Below are 11,618 nucleotides of genomic sequence, written 5' to 3'. Positions count from 1 at the left end.
AGCAACTCCGCGTGCGTTATAACGGTCAGTCACTGTAACACTGTGCGTTATAGCGTACAAGTGCTAAGCTGTAGCCCTGAGAAAGGAGAGCGACGAAGGAGAAAAATGGACAACTTAACCCACTATTTGGCCACAACGCTCAAGACGCTACGTCACCAGCGTGAATGGAGCCTTTCGCGTCTGGCGGAGGAAACTGGCGTGTCAAAAGCGATGCTGGGGCAGATTGAGCGCAACGAATCCAGTCCAACGGTGGCAACATTGTGGAAAATAGCCACCGGACTGAACGTCCCGTTTTCAACGTTTATTTCACCACCAGAGTCAGACGGCACGCTAACATTCGATCCCCAGCAGCAGGCGATGGTCGTCACACCGTTGTTCCCGTGGGATCCGCAACTGTGCTTCGATCATTTTTCGATACTGCTGGCACCCGGCGCGCTCAGTGAATCTACTCCGCATGAAACCGGCGTAATTGAGCACGTGGTGGTGATTAGTGGCCTGCTGGATATGTGTATTGAGGGGCAGTGGCGCACCTTTAAATCCGGTGAGGGTGTCCGTTTCGCCGGAGATACGGCACATAGCTACCGTAACAGTAGCGAGCAAACGGTTCATTTTCATTCGCTGATCCATTACCCACGCGGTTAATCGGGAAAACTATTCCGAAACGCCGCGCTTGTGACTACAATAACCGCCATTTTTACCGCTTGTGGATGGTAACAACTGTATGCGCCAGCAGCCTCATCACCTTGAATTGTTAAGCCCGGCTCGGGATACCGCCATTGCGCGCGAAGCCATTTTGCACGGCGCAGACGCCGTTTACATTGGTGGACCAGGTTTTGGCGCGCGTCATAACGCCAGTAATAGCCTGAAAGATATTGCCGAATTAGTGCCTTTTGCCCATCGTTACGGGGCAAAAATCTTTGTGACGCTAAACACGATCTTGCATGATGATGAGCTGGAGCCCGCACAACGGTTAATTACCGATCTGTATCAGACCGGCGTTGATGCCTTGATCGTGCAGGATATGGGGATTCTGGAACTGGATATTCCCCCGATTGAACTGCACGCCAGCACCCAGTGCGATATTCGCAGCGTTGAGAAGGCGAAATTTCTATCCGATGTGGGATTCACCCAGATTGTGCTGGCGCGCGAACTGAGCCTTGAGCAGATTAACGCTATCCATCAGGCTACCGATGCGACCATTGAGTTTTTCATTCACGGTGCGCTGTGCGTTGCCTATTCAGGGCAGTGTTATATTTCACATGCACAAACCGGACGCAGCGCTAACCGCGGCGACTGTTCCCAGGCTTGCCGTCTGCCGTATACCCTGAAAGACGATCAGGGGCGCGTGGTATCCTATGAAAAACATCTGCTGTCGATGAAAGATAACGATCAGACCGCCAACCTGGGTGCGTTGATTGACGCAGGTGTGCGTTCCTTCAAAATTGAAGGGCGCTATAAGGACATGAGTTATGTGAAGAATATTACCGCGCATTATCGCCAGATGCTCGACGCCATCATTGAAGAACGCGGCGATCTGGCCCGTTCATCAGCGGGACGCACCGAACATTTCTTTACCCCATCCACAGAGAAAACCTTCCATCGCGGCAGTACCGATTATTTTGTGAATGCCCGTAAAGGGGATATCGGCGCATTCGACTCACCAAAGTTTATCGGTTTGCCGGTCGGCGAAGTCCTGAAGGTGGCGAAAGATCATCTCGATGTTGAGGTGACTGAACCGCTGGCAAACGGGGATGGCCTGAACGTGTTAATCAAACGTGAGGTGGTTGGATTCCGCGCCAACACCGTGGAAAAAATGGGGAACAATCGTTATCGGGTATGGCCGAATGAAATGCCCGCCGATCTGCACAAAGTGCGTCCGCATCATCCGCTGAATCGCAACCTCGATCATAACTGGCAGCAAGCGTTAACAAAAACTTCCAGCGAACGCCGTGTTGCGATCGATATTGAGCTCGGCGGCTGGCAGGAGCAGTTGATTCTAACGCTCACCAGTGAAGAGGGCGTGAGTATCACCCATACGTTGGACGGCCAGTTTGAGGAAGCGAACAATGCGGAAAAAGCGTTGAGTAACCTACAGGACGGACTGGCAAAACTTGGTCAGACGATGTACTACGCCCGCAATATTCAGGTGAATCTGCCGGGCGCGCTGTTCGTGCCAAACGGTCAACTAAATCAGTTCCGGCGTGAAGCCGTTGATATGCTGGATGCAGCGCGCCTGCAAAGCTATCAGCGCGGTAACCGCAAACCGGTATCTCAGCCAGCGCCGGTTTATCCACAAACGCACTTGAGTTTTCTGGCTAACGTCTACAACCAAAAAGCGCGTGAGTTTTATCACCGTTATGGCGTTCAGTTGATTGATGCAGCCTATGAAGCACATGAAGAAAAGGGCGAAGTGCCGGTGATGATCACCAAACATTGCCTGCGTTTCGCCTTTAACCTGTGTCCGAAACAGGCGAAAGGTAACATCAAAAGCTGGAAAGCAACACCGATGCAACTGGTTAACGGCGATGAAGTCCTGACGCTGAAATTTGATTGCCGACCGTGCGAAATGCACGTAATCGGCAAGATGAAGCACCACATTCTGAAGATGCCGTTGCCGGGCAGCGTCGTGGCTTCGGTCAGTCCAGAAGAACTGATGAAGACACTGCCGAAGCGCAAAGGTTAATCGTTAGCTCAGATGTGTATCGGGTTTGCGTGATTTTTGCCAGTGATGGTGTTCACGAAGATCGGCGGCGGATTCTTCCGCCGTCACTCGAAGTTCATCGCTGTCGGCCGTGTGTCGTAGTAAATGATCGGCATCCTGCACCTGAAGATATTCATGTCCCTGATTAGTAGCGAAAAGTTGACCGGAAAAAAGCGCGCTGGCCAGCAATAACACCGTTAACCCTTTCTTAAACATCATGCACCCTCTGGTACGTTAGCTGCGGAATTGGCGATAATTTCGCCCGGTGACTATTCAATATTTTAATCGGGTTAATGACAATCTCTGTTTTGCCATTTCGATGTTTTTTACATTTTTGTTTAGTCGATGTTGGGATTTGTAACACCCGGGCAGTGCAGCCCGCTGACCGGGTGTTATCAGGGCGAGATTCAGGACTTGAATCCGGCGGCCGTCATCAGGAGACGAAAGAACATACCAACGGCGGCCAGGGCCAGCACGCTGCCGCCCCAGAGGATCACCAGCCACATCAGGCGTTTCCAGATTGTTTGTTTCATCAATGATACCCCTCACCATGTTGAACTTTGCCGCGGAAAACGTAGTAGCTCCAGAAGGTGTACACCAGGATTATCGGGATAATCAGCAGTGCGCCAACCAACATAAAGCCCTGACTTTGTGCCGGAGCCGCCGCCTGCCAGAGCGTAATAGACGGTGGAATGATATGTGGCCAGATACTGATCCCCAGCCCGCTAAACCCGAGAAAAATCAGCCCCAGCGTTAATACAAAAGGCAGCGTATGGCAGTTATGTTGCCCCAGCGAACGCCACAGCCAGAGACTGATAAGCGCAACCAGCAGCGGAACCGGCATCAGGAACCAAAGGTTGGGCAGGCTAAACCAACGCTCGGCAATCGCGCTATGTGCCAGTGGTGTCCACAGGCTGATAATGGCAATCACAACCAACATTGCCAGCAGCAGTTTTTTGGCCACACTGCGCATTTTATCCTGCAACGGATTTTCGCTTTTCATCACCAGCCATGTCGCCCCCAGCAGGGCGTAAGCCACGACCAGACCAACGCCGCAGAACAACGTGAACGGGGTCAACCAGTCGAAAGGACCGCCGCTGTAGCTGCGTCCGGTAACGGAAAACCCGTTGAGTACGGCACCCACCACGACACCTTGCGTGAATGTCGCGAGGATTGAACCGCCGAGAAAGGCTTTATCCCAGAATGGTCGGTGAGCCGGTGTGGCTTTGAAGCGAAACTCGAACGCGACGCCGCGAAAAATCAGACCGATCAGCATCAGCGTCAGCGGGATGGTCAGCGCATCGACGATCACCGCATAGGCCAGGGGGAAAGCGCCGAATAATCCGGCTCCGCCCAATACCAGCCAGGTTTCATTGCCGTCCCATACCGGGGCTACGCTGTTGACCATAACATCGCGGTCGTCAGCGTCCTGAATCGCTGGGAATAAAATGCCAATCCCGAGATCAAAACCGTCCATCACGATATACATCAGCGTGGCGAAGACGATAATTACAAACCAGATAACTGATAAATCGATACCCATTAGCGATGTGCCTCCGGTTGAGAATCGAGGACGGCGGCTGAAAGCGGCCGGGCAGGCGTGCCTGTCGGCGGAATGGTCGGGTCATCTTCCTGTGGCCCTTTACGGATCAGGCGGATCATGTAGCTGTAACCCACGCCAAACACTGAGCTGTACACCACAAAGAAGGACAGCAGGCTGATGCTCATATGCAAATCGCCATGTGCAGAAACCGCATCCGCCGTACGTTGCAGACCGTAAACCACCCACGGCTGACGGCCAACTTCAGTGGTCACCCAACCGGCAAGGATGGCAATCAGACCGGAAGGACCCATCCATAAGGCAAAGCGCAGAAAAGGGCGCGAGGTGTATAAACGCTGCTTATAGCGCAGCCACAGGGCAAACGCGCCCAACAGGATCATCAGCATGCCTAGCCCGGCCATTATGCGAAACGACCAGAACACCATAGTGGAGTTGGGCCTGTCTTCTTTAGGAAACTCTTTTAGGGCCGGGACCTGTTTGTCCAGACTATGGGTCAGGATCAGACTGCCCAGCGCCGGGATTTCCAGCCCATAGCGGGTGCGTTCCTGCTCCATATCCGGCCAGCCGAACAGCAGCAGCGGAGTCGGTTCACCGGGGCGATTTTCCCAGTGTCCTTCAATCGCAGCAATTTTTGCCGGCTGATGCTTCAGCGTATTCAAACCGTGCATATCGCCAATCAAGGCCTGCAGTGGAGCGACGATTAATGTCATCCACAGCGCCATCGAAAACATCGCTCGAATTGCTGGTGTGTTATTCCCGCGCAGCAAATGCCATGCCCCCGAGGCAGCAACAAACAACGCGCTACTCAGGAAGGCGGCAACCGACATATGCAGCAGACGATAGGGGAATGAGGGATTGAAAATAACGGCGAACCAGTCGACGGGAACGACCTGGCCGTTAACTATTTCATAGCCTTGCGGTGTCTGCATCCAGCTGTTGGAGGCGAGGATCCAGAAGGTTGAAATAATGGTACCCAGTGCGACCATGCAGGTGGCAAAGAAATGAAGTCCTGGACCAACCCGATTCCAGCCAAACAACATCACCCCAAGGAAACCAGCTTCGAGGAAGAAGGCGGTTAATACTTCATAGGTCAGTAACGGCCCAGTGATACTCCCGGCGAACTCGGAAAAACCACTCCAGTTGGTGCCGAACTGATAAGCCATCACCAGCCCGGAAACTACACCCATACCAAAATTTACGGCGAATATTTTCGACCAGAAATGGTAAAGCGATCGCCAGGTGGGATTTTTCGTTTTTAGCCATAGCCCTTCCAGCACAGCCAGATAACTGGCGAGCCCGATAGTAATAGCCGGAAAGATGATGTGAAAGGATACCGTAAACGCGAACTGGATCCTTGCCAGGTGAAACGCGTCAAGACCGAACATGCTTAACTCCGCAGGCAAAATTGATTTAGCGCAATTCTAAGTCTGAGGAGCAATGGAAGGCAGAAACAGAACAGTTCTTTTTAACCATAACAGTTGCAGCGCTGTTATAAGTTGCACTCGCTGATATGAAATCTGGAAGCTTGATTCCTGTTATTGAATAGCGTTCTCTTCTTGAAATACGCGCCGTAGGCAAAGAACTCTCATTACCGATGTTGTAAAACTGTTAACTATAACAGTTAAATAAAATACCCTGATTATGTAAACTGATATACACAGTGGTTGTCACCGACACCGGTAATCAGGACGAAAAATGAAAAAGTACCAGCGACTGGCAGAGCAAATTCGCGATCAAATTGCGTCTGGCGTATGGCAGCCAGGCGATCGCTTGCCATCCTTGCGTGAGCAGGTGGTCAGCAGCGGAATGAGTTTTATGACCGTCGGACACGCATACCAGTTGCTGGAAAGCCAGGGGCGGATTATTGCCCGACCGCAGTCTGGCTATTATGTCGCCGCGCGCCCCGAACGTGAATTTGCTGCGCCGCAGGTGCAGGTCATGCGCGATGAAGCGGTGGATATCAATACCTACATTTTTGATATGTTGCAGGCCAGCCGGGATGCGTCAGTGATGCCCTTTGCCTCCGCATTCCCCGACCCGCGTCTGTTTCCACTTCAGCAGTTGAACCGCTCGTTGGCGCAGGTGAGTAAAACTGCCACCGCCATGAGCGTGATTGAAAACCTGCCGCCGGGGAATGCTGAGCTGCGTCATGCCATTGCCCGTCGCTATGCTCAACAGGGGATGACCATTTCACCTGATGAAATCGTCATCACCACCGGCGCGATGGAAGCCCTCAACCTGAGCCTGCAAGCAGTCACCGAACCGGGTGATTGGGTAATTGTCGAAAACCCCTGCTTTTACGGGGCGTTGCAGGCCCTGGAGCGATTACGTCTGAAGGCGCTTTCGATTGCCACCGACGTAAAAGAGGGGATCGATCTCACCGCGCTGGAGCAGGCGTTGCAGGAGTACCCGGTAAAAGCTTGCTGGCTAATGACAAACAGCCAAAATCCACTGGGTTTTACGCTCAGCGCAGAGAAAAAGGCGCGTCTGGTTGCCTTGCTGGAAAAATACCACGTAATACTGATTGAAGATGATGTTTACAGCGAGCTGTACTTTGGCCGCGAAAAACCGTTGCCCGCCAAAGCCTGGGATCGCGCCGACAGCGTTCTGCATTGTTCGTCCTTCTCGAAGTGTCTGGTACCAGGATTTCGTATTGGCTGGGTAGCAGCAGGGAAACATGCCCGGCGTATTCAGCGACTCCAGCTAATGAGCACCTTATCTACCAGTTCGCCTATGCAGCTTGCCCTTGTTGATTATCTTTCAACCCGGCGCTATGACGCGCATCTGCGGCGCTTGCGTCGGCAACTGGCGGAACGTAAACAACAGGCCTGGCAAACGCTGCTGCGTCATCTTCCGGCGGAAGTCAAAATTCACCACAACGACAGCGGTTATTTTCTGTGGCTGGAGCTGCCGGAACCGCTTGATGCCGGTGTGCTCAGTACCCATGCGCTGGCACACCACATCAGTATTGCGCCGGGGAAAATGTTCTCGACCTCGGGAAGCTGGACACGTTTTTTTCGTTTTAATACTGCATGGCACTGGGGAGATCGCGAAGAGCAGGCCGTAAAACAGCTTGGTAAATTAATTCGTGAAATGATGAAATAAACCATAACGCGCTATTCAATATAAATGAATAGCGTGTTCTTATTTTCGAAATAGTGAATGCTGAACCACGGTATTATTTATATCGGGTGCGTCCATACAAAATATCAATAGTTATTACTATTGCCACCTCTGCGTCTAACTCCTTGTCTATACTCCAGAAGATTACCCCCAGGTCAGAGTCTGTAGCGTAATGAGCGTTAGCTCACAACCTGATTAAATTTCCTTGCGCCAGCAGGAACGCTTACAACACCCCGACTATTTTTAGAAAAGGACATATATTTACGGCAAGGCTGCCGCTCAATATTTTTTAGACAGGAGTAAGACGTTATGAGCAAGCAGTTTGCCCTCAGTAGCCTGTGCGCACTCAGTATGACGCTGATGACTGCGCAGGCAGCCGAACCCCCCACATCATTAGATAAACCGGAAGGCCGCCTGGATATTATTGCCTGGCCGGGTTATATCGAACGTGGGCAAACCGATAAGCAATATGACTGGGTCTCACAGTTTGAGAAAGATACCGGCTGCGCGGTTAATGTAAAAACGGCAGCCACATCTGATGAAATGGTCAGCCTGATGGCAAAAGGCGGCTACGACCTGGTTACCGCTTCTGGTGATGCCTCACTGCGCCTGATTATGGGAAAACGCGTTCAGCCAATTAATACCGCGCTGATCCCTAACTGGAAAACCATCGATCCACGCGTGGTAAAAGGCGAATGGTTTAACGTTGGCGGAAAAGTTTACGGCACACCGTACCAGTGGGGACCAAACCTGCTGATGTATAACACCAAAATTTTTCCAACGCCGCCGGATAGCTGGAGCGTGGTGTTTGTTGAGCAAAAACTTGAGGATGGGAAAAGCAATAAAGGGCGCGTTCAGGCCTACGATGGCCCGATCTATATTGCCGATGCCGCGTTATTCGTTAAAGCCACTCAGCCGCAGTTGGGTATTACCGATCCCTATCAGCTCACTGAAAAACAGTATCAGGCGGTGATCAAAGTCCTGAGCGATCAGCACGCGTTGATCCATCGCTATTGGCACGATACCACCGTGCAAATGAGCGATTTCAAAAACGAAGGCGTGGTAGCGTCAAGCGCCTGGCCTTATCAGGCTAACGCCTTGAAAGGCGAAGGTCAGCCAATTGCCACGGTTTTCCCAAAAGAAGGGGTTACCGGATGGGCTGATACCACCATGCTGCACAGTGAAGCGAAACACCCGGTTTGTGCTTACAAATGGATGAACTGGTCATTAACCCCGAAAGTACAGGGCGACGTAGCGGCCTGGTTTGGTTCTCTGCCAGTGGTACCTGAAGGTTGTAAAGCCAGCCCTCTGTTGGGTGAAAAGGGTTGTGAAACCAACGGCTATGGCTACTTTGACAAAATTGCCTTCTGGAAAACGCCGATTGCCGAAGGTGGAAAATTCGTTCCTTACAGTCGCTGGACGCAGGATTACATCGCCATTATGGGCGGTCGTTAATTCCACTGGGGGTTTTATGACGTACGCAGTGGAGTTTCATAACGTCTCGCGTTTGTATGGGGATGTTCGTGCAGTTGATGGGGTAAGTATTGCGATTAACGACGGTGAGTTTTTCTCTATGCTGGGGCCATCCGGCTCCGGCAAGACCACTTGTCTGCGCCTGATTGCCGGGTTTGAACAGCTGTCAGGCGGCGCAATTACCATTTTTGGTAAGCAGGCCAGCGAATTGCCGCCCTGGGAACGGGACGTCAATACGGTATTTCAGGATTACGCGTTGTTCCCGCACATGTCGATTCTCGACAACGTCGCCTACGGGCTGATGGTCAAAGGCATCGATAAAAAACAGCGCCACGCGAAAGCACGTGAAGCGCTGGATAAGGTCGCACTCGGTTTTGTGCATGAGCGTAAACCGTCGCAGCTTTCCGGTGGGCAACGTCAGCGCGTGGCGATTGCCCGGGCGCTGGTCAATGAGCCGCGCGTCCTGCTGTTGGATGAGCCGCTCGGGGCATTGGATCTTAAATTGCGTGAACAGATGCAGCTGGAACTGAAAAAATTACAGCAATCTCTTGGCATCACGTTCATTTTTGTTACCCACGATCAGGGGGAAGCCCTGTCGATGTCCGATCGTGTGGCGGTGTTTAATAACGGTCGCATTGAACAGGTAGATTCTCCGCGTGAACTGTATATGCGTCCACGTACGCCGTTTGTGGCAAGTTTCGTCGGGACGTCCAATGTCTTCGATGCGACGATGTCGGCGAACGTTTGTGGGCTACAGGGGATGTTCTCCCTGCGTCCGGAACACATTCGCTTGAATGATACCGGAGGAGAAGTTCAGGCCCGGGGGGTTATTCAGGCGGTGCAGTATCAGGGGGCGGCGACGCGGTTTGAGCTAAAACTCGCCGGAGGGGAAAAATTGCTGGTTAGCCAGGCGAACCTGACGGGAGAAATGCTACCGTCAACGTTGTCGCCAGGTCAGCAGGTGATGGCATCCTGGTCACGCGACGTGATGGTACCGCTGGTTGAGGAGAGGTGAATGGCTATGAACGTCTTACATTCGCCTCCACAGTCGACCAATCTGAACCGGATCTCAGGTTACTTCTGGCGTAATCCGGGGTTGGGGTTATTTTTGCTGCTCCTCGGACCGCTGATGTGGTTTGGCATCGTCTACTTTGGCTCATTACTGACGCTGTTGTGGCAAGGTTTTTATACCTTCGACGATTTCACCATGTCGGTCACACCAGACCTGACGCTGGCGAATTTGCAGGCGCTGTTTAATCCCGCTAACTACGACATCATTTTGCGCACTCTGACGATGGCGGTAGCGGTCACCATCGCCAGCGCGATTCTGGCGTTTCCGATGGCGTGGTATATGGCTCGCTATACCAGCGGCAAAATGAAGGCTTTTTTTTACATTGCCGTAATGTTGCCAATGTGGGCCAGCTACATCGTTAAAGCCTATGCGTGGACGCTGCTGTTGGCTAAAGACGGCGTGGCGCAGTGGTTTTTAACCCACCTTGGGCTGGAGCCGTTGCTGCTTTCGTTCCTGACATTGCCTGCGGTAGGCGGCAATACGCTGTCGACTTCAGGGTTAGGGCGTTTCCTGGTGTTCGTCTATATCTGGCTGCCGTTTATGATCCTGCCGGTACAGGCCGCGCTGGAGAGACTTCCGCCGTCGCTGTTACAGGCTTCTGCTGATTTGGGCGCGCGTCCGCGTCAAACCTTCCGCTATGTGGTGCTTCCATTGGCGATACCGGGTATTGCAGCGGGTTCGATCTTTACCTTCTCTCTGACGTTGGGTGACTTTATTGTGCCGCAACTGGTGGGACCGCCGGGTTATTTCATCGGCAACATGGTGTATTCGCAACAAGGGGCGATCGGCAATATGCCGATGGCGGCGGCATTTACTCTGGTGCCGATTGTGTTAATCGCACTGTATCTGGCGTTCGTGAAGCGTCTGGGAGCTTTCGATGCACTCTGAACGCGCACCCTGGCTACTCAAACTGGCGGCATGGGGCGGGGTTATTTTCCTGCACTTTCCCATCCTCATCATCGCCACCTATGCTTTTAATACTGAGGAGGCTGCTTTTAGTTTTCCACCCCAGGGATTAACGCTGAAGTGGTTTAGCGTTGCTGCGCAGCGTAGCGATATCCTGGAATCTGTGACGTTGTCACTTAAGATCGCAGCGTTGTCGACAGCTATTGCCCTTGTTCTGGGGACGCTGGCCGCGGCCGCGCTGTGGCGTAGGGACTTTTTTGGCAAAAGTGCAATATCGCTGTTGCTACTATTGCCGATCGCGCTGCCGGGCATTATTACCGGCCTTGCGCTGTTGACGGCGTTTAAAACCATCAACCTGGAACCGGGTTTTCTCACGATCGTAGTGGGCCATGCGACGTTTTGCGTGGTGGTGGTGTTTAACAACGTTGTGGCGCGTTTTCGCCGTACCTCATGGAGTCTGGTCGAAGCGTCTATGGATCTTGGCGCCAATGGCTGGCAAACCTTTCGTTATGTCGTGCTGCCAAATCTGGCATCGGCACTTCTGGCGGGGGGGATGCTGGCGTTTGCCTTGTCGTTTGATGAAATCATCGTGACAACGTTCACCGCCGGACATGAAAGAACACTTCCTCTGTGGTTGCTCAATCAATTGGGCCGTCCACGGGATGTGCCTGTCACCAACGTTGTGGCATTGCTGGTAATGCTGGTGACAACACTGCCAATTTTAGGGGCCTGGTGGCTAACGCGTGAAGGCGACACTCTCGCCGGAAACGGTAAATAAACGA

General features: G+C 52.5%; 11 protein-coding genes. 7 read left to right on the top strand and 4 right to left on the bottom strand.

What is annotated here, in order from left to right:
* Positions 1–105: 105 nt before the first annotated feature.
* Complete coding sequence (locus tag FDW94_RS17205; RefSeq protein ID WP_071446326.1) at positions 106–642, top strand: XRE family transcriptional regulator; 537 nt, start codon at positions 106–108, stop codon at positions 640–642.
* Positions 643–721: 79 nt separating this feature from the next.
* The gene (gene rlhA / locus FDW94_RS17200) at positions 722–2,683 is read left to right on the top strand and encodes a 23S rRNA 5-hydroxycytidine C2501 synthase (protein WP_137377954.1); all 1,962 of its coding nucleotides are present in this window, start codon (positions 722–724) and stop codon (positions 2,681–2,683) included.
* A gap of 3 nt (positions 2,684–2,686) precedes the next feature.
* Here rlhA and FDW94_RS17195 read toward each other — a convergent pair whose 3' ends face one another.
* The 4 genes from FDW94_RS17195 to FDW94_RS17180 form a co-directional block, all read right to left on the bottom strand.
* Positions 2,687–2,917: a DUF2554 family protein gene (locus FDW94_RS17195; protein ID WP_003020233.1), complete on the bottom strand. Its 231-nt coding sequence runs from the start codon at positions 2,915–2,917 to the stop codon at positions 2,687–2,689.
* 191 nt (positions 2,918–3,108) lie between these two features.
* Complete coding sequence (locus tag FDW94_RS17190; RefSeq protein WP_137377953.1) at positions 3,109–3,234, bottom strand: DUF2474 domain-containing protein; 126 nt, start codon at positions 3,232–3,234, stop codon at positions 3,109–3,111.
* Positions 3,234–4,244 carry a cytochrome d ubiquinol oxidase subunit II gene (gene cydB, locus FDW94_RS17185; protein WP_111465540.1) on the bottom strand — a complete coding sequence of 337 codons (1,011 nt, stop codon included), beginning with the start codon at positions 4,242–4,244 and terminating at the stop codon, positions 3,234–3,236. Before cydB ends, FDW94_RS17190 begins: the two co-directional genes overlap by 1 nt.
* Positions 4,244–5,647, bottom strand: coding sequence for a cytochrome ubiquinol oxidase subunit I (locus FDW94_RS17180; protein ID WP_060682173.1), 1,404 nt, complete (start codon positions 5,645–5,647; stop codon positions 4,244–4,246). Before FDW94_RS17180 ends, cydB begins: the two co-directional genes overlap by 1 nt.
* Positions 5,648–5,957: 310 nt before the next feature.
* Here FDW94_RS17180 and FDW94_RS17175 point away from each other — a divergent pair, with 310 nt between their 5' ends.
* From FDW94_RS17175 to FDW94_RS17155, 5 genes are all read left to right on the top strand, one after another.
* Entirely contained in the window at positions 5,958–7,367 is a 1,410-nt protein-coding gene (locus tag FDW94_RS17175; RefSeq protein WP_008784843.1) for a PLP-dependent aminotransferase family protein, read from the top strand.
* A 327-nt stretch (positions 7,368–7,694) separates the two neighbouring features.
* Positions 7,695–8,840, top strand: a complete 1,146-nt coding sequence (ydcS, locus tag FDW94_RS17170) for a putative ABC transporter substrate-binding protein YdcS (RefSeq protein ID WP_137377952.1) — start codon at positions 7,695–7,697, stop codon at positions 8,838–8,840.
* Positions 8,841–8,856: 16 nt separating this feature from the next.
* Positions 8,857–9,873: an ABC transporter ATP-binding protein gene (locus FDW94_RS17165; RefSeq protein WP_048235324.1), complete on the top strand. Its 1,017-nt coding sequence runs from the start codon at positions 8,857–8,859 to the stop codon at positions 9,871–9,873.
* Complete coding sequence (locus FDW94_RS17160) at positions 9,874–10,818, top strand: ABC transporter permease (protein ID WP_003833133.1); 945 nt, start codon at positions 9,874–9,876, stop codon at positions 10,816–10,818.
* The gene (locus FDW94_RS17155; RefSeq protein WP_003020204.1) at positions 10,808–11,614 is read left to right on the top strand and encodes an ABC transporter permease; all 807 of its coding nucleotides are present in this window, start codon (positions 10,808–10,810) and stop codon (positions 11,612–11,614) included. The genes FDW94_RS17160 and FDW94_RS17155 overlap by 11 nt, the downstream gene beginning before the upstream one ends.
* Positions 11,615–11,618: the final 4 nt, after the last annotated feature.

Origin of the sequence: Citrobacter sp. wls757, assembly GCF_005280935.1 — a bacterium.
Taxonomy (GTDB): Bacteria; Pseudomonadota; Gammaproteobacteria; order Enterobacterales; family Enterobacteriaceae; genus Citrobacter; species Citrobacter portucalensis.
Note: the sequence above shows the minus strand (reverse complement) of the source record. Positions and strands in the feature narration are given on the sequence as shown.

Bases quoted from the DNA above. Each gene is read 5' to 3' on its own strand.
- rlhA (WP_137377954.1), top strand. From the start codon at position 722: ATGCGCCAGCAGCCTCATCACCTTGAATTGTTAAGCCCGGCTCGGGAT.
- cydB (WP_111465540.1), bottom strand. From the start codon at position 4,244: ATGGGTATCGATTTATCAGTTATCTGGTTTGTAATTATCGTCTTCGCC.
- FDW94_RS17155 (WP_003020204.1), top strand. From the start codon at position 10,808: ATGCACTCTGAACGCGCACCCTGGCTACTCAAACTGGCGGCATGGGGC.
- ydcS (WP_137377952.1), top strand. From the start codon at position 7,695: ATGAGCAAGCAGTTTGCCCTCAGTAGCCTGTGCGCACTCAGTATGACG.
- FDW94_RS17180 (WP_060682173.1), bottom strand. From the start codon at position 5,647: ATGTTCGGTCTTGACGCGTTTCACCTGGCAAGGATCCAGTTCGCGTTT.
- FDW94_RS17190 (WP_137377953.1), bottom strand. From the start codon at position 3,234: ATGAAACAAACAATCTGGAAACGCCTGATGTGGCTGGTGATCCTCTGG.
- FDW94_RS17195 (WP_003020233.1), bottom strand. From the start codon at position 2,917: ATGTTTAAGAAAGGGTTAACGGTGTTATTGCTGGCCAGCGCGCTTTTT.
- FDW94_RS17160 (WP_003833133.1), top strand. From the start codon at position 9,874: ATGGCTATGAACGTCTTACATTCGCCTCCACAGTCGACCAATCTGAAC.
- FDW94_RS17165 (WP_048235324.1), top strand. From the start codon at position 8,857: ATGACGTACGCAGTGGAGTTTCATAACGTCTCGCGTTTGTATGGGGAT.
- FDW94_RS17205 (WP_071446326.1), top strand. From the start codon at position 106: ATGGACAACTTAACCCACTATTTGGCCACAACGCTCAAGACGCTACGT.
- FDW94_RS17175 (WP_008784843.1), top strand. From the start codon at position 5,958: ATGAAAAAGTACCAGCGACTGGCAGAGCAAATTCGCGATCAAATTGCG.